Here is a 15,928-nt window from a genome sequence, read left to right on the forward strand (position 1 = left end):
CCGGGCGCTTGATCCCGTCCGGATCGTTGATCACCCTCTGCTGGTCCACGTAGGCCTTGACGAACGTGCCGTTGACGCTGACCTGGACGCGGTGCGGCTTCCCGTCCACCAGCGACAGCTCGTTCCCGGTGTTCTGCGAATGGCTGCGCGTGCCGGAAAAGTAGAGGACGCCCGGCTGCTTGGACGAGGACGGCCAATGCTTCTCGTTCGAGAGCAGGTACAGCACATAGAAATTCTCGTAGCGGTTGGCGGCCGTGTTCGCGAAGACGGCTTCGAACTCGATCGTGAACTTCTCCGGCAGGTCCCCCTTCTGGTCGAGGCGGATATACTGGGTCGAGCCGTTCTGGCCCTTCCCCTTCTGGGCGGGCTGGCTCCGGAGGTACCGCTTCCCGCCGGACTCCACCACCTCGACGGCATTGTTGCCGCCGTCCTTGGGGCCGCTCAGCGTCCACTTCCGGGGGAACTCGCCGACGTCCGTATCGCTGAAATCGTCGGAGTAGATCGTCTTGTCCCCGGGGACGAAATCATACTTCGAGAGGATGGTTTCGGCCTGCTCGATGGACATTTCGCCGGACGGCGGGCCGGCGGCGGAGGGGGCGTTCGCGCGCCCGGACGCCGCGGGACTCCCCGCGGGCGCCCCGGCGGGGGGAGCGCCGGCGGTCATTCCGGGATCTCCCGTCCTGCCCGGGGCCGGACGGTTCGCGGGGGCACTCTCCTTCTTCTTGTCCGCGCCCGTCACCGTGTCCTTGGCCCCTTTATAGGCGCCCGAGCCGGTATCGTTGATCGCCCGCTCGCCGAGCCTCTTGCCGGCCTTCGTGACGGTGTCTTCCAGCCATCCCGCCCGGCAGACTCCCGCGGTGAAAAGAACGACCGCAAACACCAGGAGCTTCCGTGTCATGTGCGTCTCCTCCCCGTCGTATGACCTACGAAATCGATTATATTGGCCCGCCGCGCCGTTCCAAGGGGAAAATCTACCTCACCGGACGCACCGCACCGCGACCGTGCCGAGAATGACGATCCCCCCCGCGACCGCCATCGGTCCCGGCGTCTCTCCCATGAGCAGGAGAACCCAGACGGGGTTCAGCACCGGCTCGATCATCGGCACCAGGATCGCGGTCACGGCCGGCACGTGGCGGACCGCGATCGAGAAGAGGACGTACGGGACCCCCATCTGGACGGTCCCGAGGAGGAGCAGCGCCGCCCAGCTTCGGGCGTCGGGCATCGAGCCGAACATGAACGGGATCCCGACGGCCGCCGCGAGGAGGTTCCCCAACAGGACGGAGCCGATCCCCGAGCCGCCTTTCTGGGAGCGCAGGAACAATGTAAGCCACCCGAAGCAGGCGCCGCTCGCCAGCGCGGCGATGTTTCCCCAGAACCCTGCCGCCGTGAGCCGGTCCATGAAGAAGAGCGCCATGCCGCAGAGGATGACCGCGATCGAGACCACGTCCCGCCGGCGCGAGGGCTCGCCGAGAAACCAGGGACCGAACAGGGCGACGTGGACCGGAGCGGTGTACTGGAGGAGGATCGCGTTGGCCGCGGTGGTCAGCTTGGTGGCGACGACGAAGAGCGTCACCGTCCCGGCGTAGGCGACGGCCCCGCCGATCTCCCGCCGGGACCAGGTGGGCCGCGCGCCCCGGAACAGGGCCAGCACGGTCAGGGCGGCGATGGCGCTGCGCATCCCGGAGATCGCCATCGGGTGCCACTCGATCCATTTTATGAGGATGCCGCCGAAGCTCCAGCAGACAGCGGTCAGGACCAGCAGGGCGATGGCCCGTCCGCGCCCCCCGTCGTCCCGTTCGACCTGTCCCTCCTCCATGGCGATCCCCTCTCCCGGCCGCAGTATACTCGTTCCGTGCGGGCCGGTGGAGCGACCGCCCCGGAAACATTTTCCCGGAACCGGGGTTTCAAGGGGAAAAGCGCGGCGTCACGCCGCCAAAATCCTGAGGAGGAAAATTCCATGAACTGGAAAACAGCCCTTTGCTGCGTCGCGATGGCCTCGGCGATCGCCGTTTCGCCCGCGCTCGCGGACCCGCAGACGCCCGTTGTGGACGGCCGGCAGCAGATCCAGCAGGAGCGGATCGGACAGGGAACGGCCGACGGCCGGCTGACGCCGGCAGAGACCATCCGGCTCGAACGGCAGCAGACGGGGATCCAGCGGACGGAGAACCGGGCCAAGGCCGACGGCGTCGTGACGCCCGCGGAGCGCGCCCGCCTGAAGCACCGGCAGAACCGGGCGAGCCGGAGCATCTACCGCCAGAAGCACGACGCGCAGACTGCCAGATAGTCCGGAATCCGGCGGCGTACTAGGGCCGGGGTCCCGCGGGGCCCCGGCTCCCCTGCCGGGAGGCGCATGCGGACCGACGAAGAGCTGATGGCCCAGTTCCGCGACGGAAGCCGGGAGGCTTTCGAGGAGATCTTTTCGCGGCATCATCGGGCCGTGGTCCGCTTCGCTTACCGGATGACCGGCGACGCTGCCTCAGCGGAAGAGGCGGCCCAGGAGATCTTCCTTCGGATCGCCCGGGCCGCCGCCGCTTACCGCCCGACCGCGAAATTCACCACATGGATGTATACGATCGCCCGCCGCGCCACGCTGAATTTCCTGCGGGACACCGCGGTGGAGGGGGACAGGGTCCCGGTCCTGTCCACGGACGATCCGGACGACGGGCCGGGAGGGATCCCGCTCCCCGCGCCCGCCGACGGGAATCCCGAAACGGCGGCGTGGGGCGCCGAGCTCGCGGAGCGTTTCCGGACCGCCCTCCGCGGACTTCCGGAAGGGTACCGCGCCGCCTTCGTCCTGAACCGCGGAGACGGATTGTCCTACGAGGAAACGGCCGCGGTCCTGGAGATCACGGTGCAGGCGGTGAAGACGCGCATCTTCCGGGCACGCGGGATGCTCCTGCGGGCCCTCTCGGAGGATGTCCGGTGAAACCTTTTCCCGATATTTCGGGTTAATACGATCGAAGCGGAGGAATCCGATGGACTGCCGCGGAGCGAGGGAAGCGATCAGCGCATACGTGGACGGGGAGACGGCGCCCGAGGAAACGGCGCGCATCCGGGAGCACCTCGCCGCCTGTCCGGAGTGCAGGGCCCTCGAGGCGCGGATGCGGGCGCTGGGGGACGGCGTCCTCCGATTGCGCTGCGAGCCGTCGGAAGGTTTCCGGGACGCGGTGTTCGCGCGCCTCGACGCGGAGAACGCCCTTCCGCGGAAGGCGGGGCGGCTCGCCCGACCGTGGCATTGGGCGGCGGTCCCGCTGGCGGCCGCAGCGGCGGTCGTGCTATTCCTCGTCGCCTCCCGCGAGCCGGTCCTTGAGCGCATCGCGACGGCTCCGGACGCTCCCCGCGTCGAGACCCAGGGGACGGCCCGCATCGAGCCGCCGGCGACGGCCCGCGTCGAAGCGCCTACCCCGCGACGGGATACCCCGGAAAGCGCCGTTCCCGATGCCGTGCCGGAAAAAACCGCGTCCGCCGCCCCCGGGCTTTCCGCGGAGGAGATGGAGATGATCGCCCTGCTGGACGTCCTTTCCGGCGAGGCGTTCGAAGCCGGGGAAGATCCGGAGCCGCTGGAGCTGCTGGCCCCCGAGGAAGGCGCATGACGAGGAGAACGCTCCGCATCCTGCCCGCCCTCGGGGCGATCCTGGCCGCCCTGCTGCTCCCGGCGGCGGAACCGGCCCGGCCGGCGGAAGGCGCGGGCCGCACCGCGGGGATCGCCGCATCCGCCCCGCGCGGGGCGCCGACGCCGGAACAGATCGAGCGCTGGAATTCGATGTCCGCGGAAGAGCGGGAGCGGATCCGGGAGCGGTACCGACTCTGGAAGGAGATGCCCGAAGAGAGGCGGGAGCGGATCCTCGAACGGGATCGCCTCTGGCGCAGCCTGCCCCGGGAGCGGCGGGCATACCTGCGGGAACGACGGGAACTGCTGCGGGAAGCGGGCCCCGGGGATCGGGAGACGATCCGGAAATTCTTCGTCCGGATGCGCACTCTCCCCCCCGGTCCGCGGCGGCTTCTCCGTTGGAAGATCTGGGAATGGCGCGCGCTCCTTCCGGCCGAGCGGGAGGTCCGGATGCAGGAATGGCCTTTCTACCGCCGCCTCTCCACGCAGGAGCGGGAATCGCTGCGGTGGTTCCTTTTCGCCTCTCCCGGCGAGCGCCCCGCCCGCTGACCCTTCCGCTACCGCCAGCGGATGGCGGCCCAGGCGATCGCGTAGAAAACGGCCACGGAGAGAAGGTTCCAGTGCCCGTGGTTGCGCAGGAACAGATCGCTCCGGAAGGTCAGCACCGGGTTCCCCCGGAACGGCCTGACCGTCGGTAGGAAGCGGGGCACCTCCGCGCAATACGCTTCATACTCCTTTCCGAAGACCTCCCGCAGGGTGGCCTCCTCCCGCCGCACGCGGTTGGCCATGTAGAAATAGTAGATGACGGTGAAGACGGGCAGGATCCACGGCGCGCCGAGGAGCATCAGGACGCCGAGGATCAGGAAGAACCGGCCGAGGTACATGGGATTCCTGACCACGGCGTACGGCCCGTCCGCGGCGAGCTCCGCCTTCTTGTGGAGCGTCCCGAAACACCATAGCTGCACGAGCTCCCCCGCCAGCGACACGCAAAGCGCGGGGACGAACCAGGCCGGGTCCGCTTTGTAAAGCAGCAGGACGGCCGCGGCGACCGCGAGCGGAACCCGGATCTTCCGGAGGAATCCCCGGACTCCCGGGTGGTTGAACAGCCGGTGGATCCCCCCGGCGGGCTCCCCGCTCATGCCCCCTCCCTCCCCTTTCCGGCCTTGACCCCGAGGTACCCCTTCAGGATCCAGAACTTCCGCAGCCCGTTGAACCGCTCGAGGAACTCGGCGCGCTCCTTCCCGAGGCTCTCCGGAGACCTGCGCGCCCAGTGCTTGTAGACGCCGGACCGGTCCACGGCGACGAGGAAACGGCGGAGAAACGCCGGCAGCCCCTCCAGGCCGAGGTGGGACTGGAAATCGAGGATGAGCGGATTCCCGCGCTCCGTCACCAGGACGTTGGATCCGGTCCGGATGTCTAGGTGGGCGACGCCGCACGCGTGCATCTTCGAGACGAGCGAATCGAGCGCTTCGAAGAATACCGGGGTCAGCAGCGCCTGGTCCGCCTCCCCGATGTCGGTGCCGGCGATGTAACGGTACGCGATGGCGAAGCGGTCCAGGCGGAAGGCGTCCTGCGGAAAGCCCGGGATCCCGTCCAGCTTCCGGAGGGCGGACAGCTCCCTGCCGGCCATGTACGCCCCCCAGGTCTGCCGCACGATCCCGGGACAGGGGCGGAAGTCCTTCACAACCCAGGCTTCCTCTCCCCTCCGGAACAGGTAGAGGACGGCGTTCCCCCAGCGCCCCTCCTGGAGGAGTTCGGGGTCCGAACGATCGAACTCCTCGCGGTCGAACGGCATGCCAAGGGATTCCATTGAGCCATATTACGCACGGGGATCGATCTTATCAACTCCGCGCTGCCGGCGCTCCGCGCTACCTGCTCTCGCAGGGCACTCCCGCGGCGCGGACCTGCGGCGTTACGTGGGCGGCGTACTGCTCGAAGTTATCGGCGAACATCCCGGCGAGCTTCCGCGCGGCCGCGTCGTAGGCGGCGCCGTTCTCCCAGGCCGACCTCGGGTCCAGGACTCCGGCGGGCACCTCCGGGCAGCGCGCCGGAACCATCAGGCCGAAGAACGGGTCCCTGCGCATCTCCACGCCTTCCAGCTTCCCCGAGAGCGCGGCCCGCAGCATGGCCCGGGTGTGGTCGATGCTCACCCTGCGGCCGATACCGTAAGGGCCGCCGGTCCATCCCGTGTTCACCAGCCACACGTTCACCCGGTGCGCCGCGATCTTCTCGCCCAGGAGCCGCGCGTACACGGACGGGTGGAGCGACATGAAAGGGGCGCCGAAGCAGGCGCTGAAAGTGGCCTGGGGGCTTCGGAGCCCCCGCTCGGTCCCCGCGACCTTCGCGGTGTATCCCGAAAGGAAGTGGTACATCGCCTGGTCCGTCGACATCGACGCGATCGGCGGCAGGACGCCGAACGCGTCCGCGGCCAGCATCACGATGTGCTTCGGATGCCCCACCGAGCCGTGGACGGCGGCCCTCGGGATGTAGGAGAGCGGGTAGGAGGCGCGGGTGTTCTCCGTGAGATGGTCGTCGTTGAGGTCGATCCGGCGCGACTCGGTGTCCATCCGCACGTTCTCGAGGATCGTGCCGAACGTCTGGGTCGTCCGGTAGATTTCCGGCTCCATTTCCGCCGAAAGGCGGATCACCTTCGCGTAGCAGCCGCCCTCGAAGTTGAACACCCCGTGGTCGCTCCAGCCATGCTCGTCGTCCCCCACCAGCGTGCGGGAAGGGTCGGCGGAGAGCGTCGTCTTCCCCGTCCCCGAGAGGCCGAAGAGGACCGCCACGTCCTTCTCGTCGGCGCCGAAGTTCGCGGAGCAGTGCATCGGCAGGACGCCGCGGGCGGGAAGGAGGAAGTTCATCACGGTGAAGATCGACTTCTTGATCTCCCCGGCGTACAGGGAGCCGCCGATCAGCACTTCCTTCCGGCCGAAGTGGATCAGGATGAACACCTCGCTGCGGGTGCCGTCCATCTCGGGGCGGGAGTGGAATCCCGGCGCGCAGATCACCGTGAAGCCGGGGACGTGGCCCATGAGCTCCTGCGGGTCCGCGATGGGGCGGAACATGTACCGGGAGAACAGGCTCTGCCACGCGTACTCGCTGACGATCCGGATCGGCAGCCGATGCTCCGGATCGGCCCCGACGTTGCAGTCCAGGACGAAGATGTCGCGCCCCTCGAAATAGGCGAGCATCCTGGCCCGGATCGCCTCGTACTTCTCCTCCCCGAAGGCCACGTTGATCTTTCCCCAGTCGATCGCGCCCTCGCTGCCGGACTCCCGGACGAAGAAGCGGTCGTTCGGAGACCGGCCGGTGTATTCGCCGGTCCGGACGACCAGCGCCCCGGAGGCCGTCATATGCCCCTCGCGGCGCCGCAGCGCCTGCTCGATCAGGGCGGAAGCGGAAAGGTTCCACCACACCGCCTCCGCCTTTTCGATGCCCACTCCGGAAAGATCGTCCGCCCGGTTCCCGCTCGTTCTGCGCAGCACCGCCTCCTCCTCTCCGGCCGTCCCGGATCAAATGGCGTTTTAACGATACATAAGCGCGTAACTTACCACATGGGGCGGCCGGACATCCACTGTCAAGGCTGGAGCGTCAAGAGTTCTTCGCCCGTCGTATCGCTCCGGGGGAAATCTCCGCAAGGGTGGCGCAGCCGGCGTACATCATCGCCGTGCGAAGCTGCTCCGCGTACCGGTTCAGCAGGAACGCCACCCCCTCCCGCCCGCCGCCGACCGCCGCCGTCGCCACGGGGCGCCCGACCAGGACGGCCTCCGCCCCCAGCGCCAGCATCTTGAGGACGTCCTCCCCGCTGCGGACGCCGCCGTCCGCGAAGACCCGGATCCTCCCCTTCACGGCCGCGGCGATCTCCGGCAGCACCTCCGCCGTCCCCGGCGTGTGGTCCAGCACCCGTCCGCCGTGGTTGGACACGACGATCCCCGCGGCGCCCGCCCGGACCGCCGCTTCCGCGTCCCGGACGGTCATGACGCCCTTGAGGATCACGGGCACGCCGGCCCGGGAGATCGTCTGCCTCCACGCCGCTTCCGGCCAGGGGCCCGCCGGCTGGCCGGCCCGCCTCATGTGGACGATCCCGGCGGCGTCGATGTCCGTGGCGACGACGGCGGCTCCGCGGTCCTTCGCCTTCCCGACCATCTCGAGGAAGATCTCCTCCCGGCGCGGCTTGATGGCCGGGACGCAACGTCCCCCGAACTCGCCGAGGAGCTCGAGCCCCAGCCCGAAGAACAGGGGCGCCGGGCCGTCGGCGGTGAAGGAGATCGAGCCTGCGTCCGCCGCGCCGCCGACCATGGCGGCCACGAAATCCCGCTCCTCCATCGCGTCGCCCATGTTCATCTTCATCCCGGCCAGCGGCGCCGGCAGGATCGGCATCTTGAGAGCCGTGCCGAAGAAGTCGTACCCGGTATCGGGGGAGGAGGCCCCGTGGATCGACGTCATGTTCAGCTTCACCGAAGCCAGGGCGTCGAAGTTGGCGATGAAGGACGATCCCGTTCCCGCGCCGCCGATCCCCGGCATCTCCCCCGCGCAGGCCCTGCCGTTGCATCGGGGGCAGACCCGGCAGACCCCGTGGAACTTTTCCCGTGCGATCCCGCGGATCCCGTCCCAGTCCATGTCTGCCCTCCCGCAATGTTTTATGGAAAAAGTCTACCCGGTCGCGGCGATCTTTCCTATGATGGACAAAAGAACGGCGTCTCCCGGCGGTCAACTCCCGAACCGAAAGGAGGCCGTCATGTCCGTAGCGAAGGTGATCGAGATCACGGCAACCTCCCCGAAAACCTTCCAGGATGCGATCGAGGCGGGAATCGCCCGCGCCACCTCGACCGTCCAGGACATCCAGGGCGCGTGGATCCAGGACCAGGAGGTCGTCGTAAGCGGCGGGAAGATCGTGGAGTACCGGGTCCGGATGAAGGTGACGTTCCTCTTGAAGTAGCCGGAAAACGCGACGGGGAGGGTACTGCCATCCGGGGGCTGTCGGGCGGTGTGCTGATCATGTTTCTGCGGCGGCTTTGGCTCCCCGTCGCGAGCTTCGCCGCGTTCCTGCTGCTGTGCGTCCTCTCCTATTCGCGCCTGGAGCGGCTGGAGCCGCTGGACGCCCTCTTCTGGATCTTCCACCCCCACGCGATCCATTACGACAAGGTCCGGGACCCGACGAAGGTCCTCTCCCTGGTGGTCTACCTGGGGGTCATGGCCTTCCAGATCTGGCTCGCGGAGCGGGTCCTCGTCACCATCTTTCGGAAGCAGGGAAGGGAGGCGTGGAAATTCATGGTCAACGACGCGACCCTGGAGAAGATCCGGGACCACTTCATCATCTGCGGATACGGCCAGGTGGGGCGCACGGTCGTCGATCAGCTCGAGCGCCTGAAGATCCCCTACGTCCTCATCGAGGTGAACGAGGGGAGATACCACCAGCTCCTCCAGGAGGGGATCCCCGTCGTCCACGGGGACTCGAAGCGGCAGGACACGCTGCGGACCGCGGGGATCCTGCGGGCGCGGGGGATCTGCGTCGTGATCGACAACGACGCGGACAACCTCTACATCACGGTGACGGCGAAGGCGATGAACCCGAAGCTGCGGATCATCACCCGGGCGGGGCACCACCGGTACGCCCAGGCCATGCGGAATTCCGGCGCGGACGAGGTGATCATCCCGGAGCACGAGGGCGGGCTGATGGTGGGAAGGATGATCGAGAAGTACAACGCCTGACAAATGGACGACCGGATCCGCTCCCACCGCCGCTGGCTGAAGGACTCCATCCGGGGGACGATCGACTGGGAGGCCACGGACCATGCCCGCGGGCTCCCTCCGCCTCCGCTCCAGAAGCCCGTCCCCCCGGATGCGCGGACGATCGCCCTGCCGGGACCCGAGCGGTTCGACGCGCTCTGCGCGGCGGGGCTCCTCCCGCTCCTCCGGAAGCGCAGGAGCGTGCGGCGCTTCGCCGACGAGTATCTCTCCATCGAGGAGCTGGCGTTCCTGCTGTGGGGAACCCAGGGCGTCCTCCGCCGGGACGGCGACGTCGCGACGTTCCGGACGGTACCGTCCGCCGGCGCGCGGCACGCGTTCGAGACGTACCTCTATTGCCGGAAGATCGCGTCGCTCGAGGAAGGGATCTACCGCTACCTGCCGCTTTCGCACGCCCTCCTGCACGAATTCGCGGAGCCCGGCCTGGCCGGTAAAATCGTCGGGGCGTGTCTCGGCCAGCGGTTCGTCGCGCAGGGCGCCGTCACGTTCTTCTGGAGCGTTTTCCCGGCACGGATGGAATGGCGGTACGGGGCCGCGGCGCACCGCGTCCTCCTGCTGGACGCGGGCCATGTCTGCCAGAACCTGTACCTCTGCGCCGAGGCGATCGGGGCGGGGGCGTGCGCGGTCGCGGCCTACGACCAGGAGGCTCTTGACGCGCTCCTGGGGCTCGACGGGATGAACGAGTTCGTCCTCTACCTCGCCCCGGTCGGGCGGCGCGCCGGGCCGGCGTGATCGGGGAGGGAGGCCGGCGATCGACGGATATTTCGAATTCGAGCGGCACGGCACCGGCTACCGGAAGGAGATCCTTGCGGGGATCACGACCTTCCTGACGATGGCGTACATCATCGTCGTCAACCCGGCCGTGCTGGAAGCGGCCGGCATCCCGAAAGGGCCTTCCACGACCGCGACGATCCTGTCCGCCGCCTTCGGCACGGTCGTGATGGCGCTCTACGCGAAGCGCCCCTTCGCGATCGCGCCGTACATGGGCGAAAACGCCTTCATCGCGTTCACGGTGGTCAAGTCCATGGGGTACACCTGGCAGGCCGCCCTGGGCGCCGTCTTCGTCGCCGGGGCGCTGTTCACGGTCCTGACGGTCCTGAAGATCCGGAGCTGGCTCGCCGAGGCGCTCCCGCTGAATCTCAAGCTCAGCTTCGCCGTGGGGATCGGCCTCTTCCTCACCTTCATCGGGCTGAACGAGACCGGGATCGTCCGGCTGGGCGTTCCCGGCGCCCCGGTCGCCCTCGGCGACATGACGGGGCCCGCTCCGCTGCTGACCGTCTTCTGCTTCTTCGCGATCGCCTTCCTGTCGATGCGGAAGGTCCCCGGGGCGATCCTCCTGGGGATGCTGGCCACCACGTTCCTCTCGTTCCTGTTCCGGGCGACGCCCGTCCCGGAACGCTGGGTCGGCCTCCCGCCCGATCTCTCCCCCATCCTGTTCCGGATCGACCTTCGGACGGCCCTCACCCCGGGCTTCTTCCCCGTGGTCCTGACCGTCTTCGTCATGGCGTTCGTGGACACGGTGGGCACGCTCATCGGGCTGTCGGCGCGGGCGGGGCTGCTGGACGCGAAGGGGAACCTCCCCGACATCGAGAAGCCTATGCTCGCGGACGCGCTGGCGACCACGGCGGCCCCCCTCCTGGGGACCACCACCACGGGCGCGTACATCGAGTCGGCGGCGGGGATCGAGGAAGGGGGGCGGACCGGGTTCACCTCCCTCGTCGTCGCGGCGCTTTTCCTGCTTTCGATGTTCCTTGCGCCCCTGTTCACGGCGGTGCCGCCCCAGGCGTACGGGGCGGTGCTCGTGGTCATCGGCAGCTACATGATCCCCCCCATCGCCCGGATCGACTTCAAGGACCCCACGGAGCTGATCCCCTGCTTCCTCACGATCGCGTTGATCAGCTTTTCCTACAACATCGGGGTCGGGATGACCGCCGGCATCATCTCCTATCCGCTGCTGAAGGTCCTCGCCGGGCGTTGGAGGGAGGTTCCCCGGGGGCTGTGGATCCTTGCGCTGCTGTCGCTGTCCTTCTATGTCTACTACCCCTACCCGTAAGCCGGTCATGGGAGTCCCGCCGGTTGCCGCTCTGGTCGCCGCCCTGGTCCTCCGGGCGACAGCCGTCGGCGCGGACACGATACTCGAGCCGGTCAGCTTCCCCGGGCCGGAGGCGAAAGCCCCCCTGGCCGCGCTCCTGTCCAGGCCGGACGGGCCCGGCCCCTTCCCGGCCCTGATCTTCCTGCACGGCTGCGCCGGCATGTACGGGAAGAGCGGCCGGCTGAGCGCCCGCCAGATCCAATGGGACGGGACGATGCGCGCGGCCGGCTTCGTCACCCTGCACGTCGATTCCTTCACGCCAAGGGGGATCCGCGAGGTGTGCACGGTGAAGAACCGGTCGATAACGGTCTGGAGGGACCGGAGGGCGGACGCCTACGCCGCCCTTTCCTGGCTCCGGTCGCTGCCGTTCGTGCGCCCGGACGCGGTTGCCGCGATGGGATGGTCGCAGGGGGGGCTGACGGTCCTGGCGGCGATGGAGCGGGACGGAACGACCCCCGGCGCGGGATTTTTCGCGGGAGTGGCGCTCTACCCCGCGTGCCGGTTGTCCGGCAGGGAGACCCTCGATCCCTCCGGCCCCCTGCTGCTGCTTTTCGGCGGCGCGGACGACTGGACGCCGCCGGAAACATGTTCCGACGCGGTGACCAACGCGAGAATGCGGGGGGAAGCCGTCGAGGTGAAGAGCTATCCCGGGGCGCACCACGGATTCGACTCGCCGGGGAGCAAGGTGCGCCTCCGCGAGGGACTGGCCCTGGCGCCTGGCGGCTCGGCCCACGTCGGAGAAAACCCGGCGGCCCGCCTCGACGCCCTGGAGCGCGTCCCGGAGTTCCTCGAGCGTCACCTGCCGCCGCCCGCCCGACGATCGACGGCATCCGACCGGATTCCCGAATCCCCCCCGGTCGTCCGGCCATCCCAAGCGGTGGAAGCAAGATGAACTCAGGAGGGATCCAATGGAATATGCAGACTGCCTCGACATGAAAACCGGATCCGCCAAGGACATCACCTACAGCCTCAGGGGGATCGATTTTCCCGCGGAGAAATGCGACCTGATGGAGTACGCCAGGCACCACAGCGCCAACGAGCTGGTGTTCGCCCGGCTGGACAAGATCGAGGACAGGGTATACGACTGCCTTGCCGATGTAACGAAGCAGGTCGGCACAGCCGGCTGATTTCATCCGGCCAGCCTTGAGCGCCCCCGGGAACGGAATTCCCGAGGGCGCTTTTCATCGTCTGCAATGAATTCGCACATTTGGAAACGGAGGCTGCCATGGACAAGGTGAAGCAGGCCATCCGCGACGTGCAGCATTTCGGCGAGGAGGGCGGCGTCGTTCCCGTCGTCGACCTGGCGGCGACCAGCACCTTCCTGGAACCGGCGGACATGGAGAGCGCGTTCCACGGGACGCTGCCCGGCAGGTACCTCTACAGCCGGCACGCGAACCCCACCGTGGCCGCCTTCGGGAAGAAGCTCGCGGCGATGGAGGGGATGGAGGCGGCGCTGGGCGTGTCGAGCGGCATGGCGGCGATCGCGTGCGCGCTGGAGCAGCTCCTTCCGGACGGGGGGCACATCGTCTCGTCCCGCACGATCTACGGCGGCACGTACGCCCTGTTCACGAGCGTCTTCCCGCGCCGCGGGATCCGCGTGACCCTCGTGGACCCCGACGACGTCTCCGCCTTCGAGGCGGCGATGGAGCCGGACACGAAGGTCCTGTACACGGAAACGATGAGCAACCCGCTCCTCGGGATCAGCGACCTCAAGGCGCTGGGGAAGCTGGCGAAGGAGCGGGGCGCGAAATTCGTCGTGGACAACACCTTCACCCCCGCCCTGGTCTCGCCCGCCCGCTACGGCGCCGACGTGGTCGTCCACTCCTGCACCAAGTACATCTCGGGCATGAGCGACCTGATCGCCGGCGCGATCGTGGGAAAGGCGAAGTTCATCGAGGAGCTGGTCGACATCAACCACGGCATCGCGATGCTGACCGGGCCGGTGATGGACGCGCAGGTCGCCCATAAGCTGTATATGCGCCTGGACCACCTGCCGATCCGGATGGCGGCCCATTCCCGCTCCGCCGGATATCTGGCGTCGAAGATGGAGGAAGCCGGGGTTCCCGTGATTTACCCGGGGCTGAAGAGCCACCCGCAGCACGAGCTGATGAAGCGGATGATGCACCCGGAGTACGGCTTCGGCGGGATGGTGACGATCGACTGCGGCGCGCGCGAGAAGGCCTTCGCCCTGTCGGCGCGGCTGCAGGGGGAGAAATTCGGGCTGTACGCCGTATCGCTCGGGTTCTCCCGGACCCTGATGAGCTGCCCCGCCATGACCACCTCCAGCGAGATCCCGGCCGAGGAGCAGGCGAAGATGCGCCTCTCCCCCGGCCTGCTGCGGCTGAGCATCGGATACACGGGGAGCGACAAGGTGATGTGGGAGCGGTTCCATCATTGCTGGAAAGAGGTCTTCTGAAAGAAAAAAGGGGGAGGGAACGCCGTTCCCTCCCCCGGTTCGCGCTCAGGCGGCCTTGCGGATTTCGCCTTTGCATCGGTCGAGGAAATCCCGGAACGAGGTCAGGGCGATCCCGTACCGGTGGAGCAGCTCCCTCGCCTGGTTGATGTCGGCCGTGTAGCCGTGCCGATCCAACCACTGGAACATCGACACCATGTGCGGGCTCATGTCCCTGGCGGCGTCGGATTCGGACATCTGATCGTAAGCGACCTTCCCCGGCATGACCCGTGAGATCTCCTGCGCGATCTCCTCCATCGTCAGCCGGTCCGCCGCGAGGTCGATCTCGCGCCCGTTGAACTTGTCCGGAACCGTGCATGCCTCCGCGACGACCCTCCCGACGTCCGCCGCCGAGATCAGCTCCAGCGTACGCTCGGGGCGCAGCGGCGTGCAAAGGACCCCTTTCTCGATCGAGGGGAGGAACCGTTTCGAGACGAAGTTCTCCATGTACCAGGTCGGGCGCAGGATCGTATAGGAAAGCCCGGACCGCTTCAGGTACTCCTCGGCCTCGCATTTCGCGTCGAAGTGGGGAACGCCCGTCTTCTTGTCGGCGCAGCAGACCGAAACGTACACGAAGTGCGCGATGCCCTTCGTCCGGCAGGCATCGATCGTCGCCTTCCCGCACTCCGCCTCCCTCGCCGGCTCCTCCTCATGGGGCACCCCCATCAGGCAGGCCGCGTTGCACCCGTCGAGGGCCTTGAGCAGGTCCTGCGCGCTGCAGGCGGATCCCTGTGCCACCTCGACTCCGGTCGTCGCCAGTCCCTTATGTTTGTCCGGGTGATCCGTCAGGACCCGGACGCCATGTCCTTCGGATTGCAGCTTGGGTACGAATGCCCCTCCCAGGTGTTCACAGATCCCCGCAACGAGGACCTTTTTCGTGCCCTGTATCGTCATTGCTGCCGTCCTCCTGTCTGCGTGGAACATGTTTCGATGGCTACGGATTGACCGCTTCCTCAGTCAATTATATTTCCCGGCTCTCCGGTCCGTTCCCCCCTCCGGGACGATTTTCCGGGGCGCTGCTCCGCCCGGAAAAGTAACCCCGGGCGCGCATTCCCTTTTTTCGGAGGAAGCGTTTCGGAAAAACGGGGAGGGGACGGCGCCCCTCCCCGCGCGAAGGTCAGGCAGCCTTGGCGAACTTTTCGAAGGAAACCGTGTCCTTCGTTTCCAGGAGGTAGTCCCGGAAGGTGGTCAGATGGATATTGAACCGGTTCAGGAATTCGGAGACCCGACCGATGTCCCCGTGGATGGCGTTCTCCTCCATCCACCGGAAATAGTCGTTCATGGGGCCATCGGCCTTCCGGCACTCGACCTGCTTCGAGAAGGTCCGGCCCAGCGCCGAAGCGATCTCGATCATGGACAACCGATCCGCGACCAGGTCGATCTCCTTCCCGTTCAGCTTCTTGGAAACCAGGAAGGCCTCCGCCACGACGTGACCGACGTCTGCCGCCGAAACCAGGTCGACCGGGCGATCCGGCGACAGCGGCATCTCCAGACACCCTTCGCGGAGAGAGCAGAGCGACTCGTCGGAGAGGAAATATTCCATGCAGAGCGCGGGCCGCAGGATCGTATAGGAAAGGCCGCAGTTCCGAAGGTGCTCCTCCATGTCACACATGGAGTCCATGTGTAACACGCCGGTCTTCTTCGAGGCGCCCTGCGGCGACAGGCACACCACGTGCCCGATCCCCTTCTCCCTGGCGGCGTCGAACAGCATCTTCGCGGTATCGCTGATATCCTTCGTCGGGCAACACCCGAGAACCAGGAGCCCGTCGACCCCTTCGAATGCGCTGTCCAGGTGCTCCTTCTTGTCGAAGGAACGATCGAACTTGACGTATGCCGCGGTCCCCGTATCCACGCACGGGGCTTCGGCCGACCGTTTCCCGAAACCGATGGGACGCACGACGGCGGAAGGACCGTAGTCCACGGCGCCGCCCCTGTCCACGTGCTCCCGGCAATTCACCTGATCCTTCGAGGCCTTCCAGTTGTCGTAGGTGCTTTCCTCGATGGTCTGGTAACCCGGGGTTTCCTG

19 protein-coding genes are annotated in these 15,928 nt (G+C 67.6%); 11 read left to right on the forward strand and 8 right to left on the reverse strand.

What is annotated here, in order from left to right; all coding sequences use genetic code 11:
* Positions 1-898: hypothetical protein (locus tag AB1346_08235; protein ID MEW6720422.1), on the reverse strand; the 898-nt coding region annotated here is incomplete at its 3' end.
* Between the two features lie 78 nt (positions 899-976).
* Positions 977-1,816: a DMT family transporter gene (locus tag AB1346_08240; GenBank protein ID MEW6720423.1), complete on the reverse strand. Its 840-nt coding sequence runs from the start codon at positions 1,814-1,816 to the stop codon at positions 977-979.
* Between the two features lie 141 nt (positions 1,817-1,957).
* On the opposite strand from AB1346_08240, the gene AB1346_08245 reads away from it, so the two are divergent.
* The 4 genes from AB1346_08245 (at position 1,958) to AB1346_08260 (ending at position 4,159) form a co-directional block, all read left to right on the forward strand.
* On the forward strand, positions 1,958-2,284 hold the full coding sequence (locus AB1346_08245) for a hypothetical protein (protein MEW6720424.1): 327 nt from the start codon (positions 1,958-1,960) through the stop codon (positions 2,282-2,284).
* A gap of 66 nt (positions 2,285-2,350) precedes the next feature.
* Positions 2,351-2,926: an RNA polymerase sigma factor gene (locus AB1346_08250; protein MEW6720425.1), complete on the forward strand. Its 576-nt coding sequence runs from the start codon at positions 2,351-2,353 to the stop codon at positions 2,924-2,926.
* Positions 2,927-2,975: 49 nt separating this feature from the next.
* Complete coding sequence (locus AB1346_08255; protein MEW6720426.1) at positions 2,976-3,593, forward strand: anti-sigma factor; 618 nt, start codon at positions 2,976-2,978, stop codon at positions 3,591-3,593.
* Positions 3,590-4,159 carry a DUF3106 domain-containing protein gene (locus tag AB1346_08260; GenBank protein ID MEW6720427.1) on the forward strand — a complete coding sequence of 190 codons (570 nt, stop codon included), beginning with the start codon at positions 3,590-3,592 and terminating at the stop codon, positions 4,157-4,159. Before AB1346_08255 ends, AB1346_08260 begins: the two co-directional genes overlap by 4 nt.
* 8 nt (positions 4,160-4,167) lie before the next feature.
* On the opposite strand, the gene AB1346_08265 is transcribed toward AB1346_08260, so the two are convergent.
* The 4 genes from AB1346_08265 to AB1346_08280 all read right to left on the reverse strand — a co-directional run bounded on the left by AB1346_08265 (position 4,168) and on the right by AB1346_08280 (position 8,230).
* A complete protein-coding gene (locus AB1346_08265; GenBank protein ID MEW6720428.1) occupies positions 4,168-4,749 on the reverse strand; it encodes an isoprenylcysteine carboxylmethyltransferase family protein in 582 nt (193 codons plus the stop codon).
* A complete protein-coding gene (locus AB1346_08270) occupies positions 4,746-5,405 on the reverse strand; it encodes a hypothetical protein (protein MEW6720429.1) in 660 nt (219 codons plus the stop codon). Before AB1346_08270 ends, AB1346_08265 begins: the two co-directional genes overlap by 4 nt.
* 73 nt (positions 5,406-5,478) lie before the next feature.
* The gene (gene pckA / locus AB1346_08275) at positions 5,479-7,095 is read right to left on the reverse strand and encodes a phosphoenolpyruvate carboxykinase (ATP) (protein MEW6720430.1); all 1,617 of its coding nucleotides are present in this window, start codon (positions 7,093-7,095) and stop codon (positions 5,479-5,481) included.
* A gap of 106 nt (positions 7,096-7,201) precedes the next feature.
* Positions 7,202-8,230, reverse strand: coding sequence for an alpha-hydroxy-acid oxidizing protein (locus AB1346_08280; protein MEW6720431.1), 1,029 nt, complete (start codon positions 8,228-8,230; stop codon positions 7,202-7,204).
* A 118-nt stretch (positions 8,231-8,348) separates the two neighbouring features.
* Between AB1346_08280 and AB1346_08285 the strand changes: the two genes are divergently transcribed.
* The 7 genes from AB1346_08285 to AB1346_08315 all read left to right on the forward strand — a co-directional run bounded on the left by AB1346_08285 (position 8,349) and on the right by AB1346_08315 (position 13,866).
* The gene (locus AB1346_08285; protein ID MEW6720432.1) at positions 8,349-8,549 is read left to right on the forward strand and encodes a dodecin family protein; all 201 of its coding nucleotides are present in this window, start codon (positions 8,349-8,351) and stop codon (positions 8,547-8,549) included.
* 59 nt (positions 8,550-8,608) lie between these two features.
* Positions 8,609-9,322, forward strand: a complete 714-nt coding sequence (locus tag AB1346_08290) for an NAD(P)-binding protein (protein ID MEW6720433.1) — start codon at positions 8,609-8,611, stop codon at positions 9,320-9,322.
* A 3-nt stretch (positions 9,323-9,325) separates the two neighbouring features.
* Positions 9,326-10,090, forward strand: a complete 765-nt coding sequence (locus tag AB1346_08295; protein ID MEW6720434.1) for a SagB/ThcOx family dehydrogenase — start codon at positions 9,326-9,328, stop codon at positions 10,088-10,090.
* A gap of 19 nt (positions 10,091-10,109) precedes the next feature.
* On the forward strand, positions 10,110-11,411 hold the full coding sequence (locus AB1346_08300; GenBank protein ID MEW6720435.1) for an NCS2 family permease: 1,302 nt from the start codon (positions 10,110-10,112) through the stop codon (positions 11,409-11,411).
* Positions 11,412-11,418: 7 nt separating this feature from the next.
* Positions 11,419-12,342 carry a dienelactone hydrolase family protein gene (locus AB1346_08305; protein MEW6720436.1) on the forward strand — a complete coding sequence of 308 codons (924 nt, stop codon included), beginning with the start codon at positions 11,419-11,421 and terminating at the stop codon, positions 12,340-12,342.
* Between the two features lie 16 nt (positions 12,343-12,358).
* Positions 12,359-12,577: a DUF2795 domain-containing protein gene (locus AB1346_08310; protein ID MEW6720437.1), complete on the forward strand. Its 219-nt coding sequence runs from the start codon at positions 12,359-12,361 to the stop codon at positions 12,575-12,577.
* A gap of 98 nt (positions 12,578-12,675) precedes the next feature.
* Positions 12,676-13,866: an aminotransferase class I/II-fold pyridoxal phosphate-dependent enzyme gene (locus AB1346_08315; protein ID MEW6720438.1), complete on the forward strand. Its 1,191-nt coding sequence runs from the start codon at positions 12,676-12,678 to the stop codon at positions 13,864-13,866.
* Between the two features lie 45 nt (positions 13,867-13,911).
* On the opposite strand, the gene AB1346_08320 is transcribed toward AB1346_08315, so the two are convergent.
* On the reverse strand, positions 13,912-14,796 hold the full coding sequence (locus AB1346_08320) for an NmrA/HSCARG family protein (GenBank protein MEW6720439.1): 885 nt from the start codon (positions 14,794-14,796) through the stop codon (positions 13,912-13,914).
* Positions 14,797-15,019: 223 nt separating this feature from the next.
* On the reverse strand, positions 15,020-15,928 hold a 909-nt coding region (locus AB1346_08325; protein MEW6720440.1), incomplete at its 5' end, for an NmrA family NAD(P)-binding protein.

This window comes from Thermodesulfobacteriota bacterium, from assembly GCA_040758155.1.
In the GTDB taxonomy this organism is placed as follows: Bacteria; Desulfobacterota; Deferrimicrobia; order Deferrimicrobiales; family Deferrimicrobiaceae; genus UBA2219.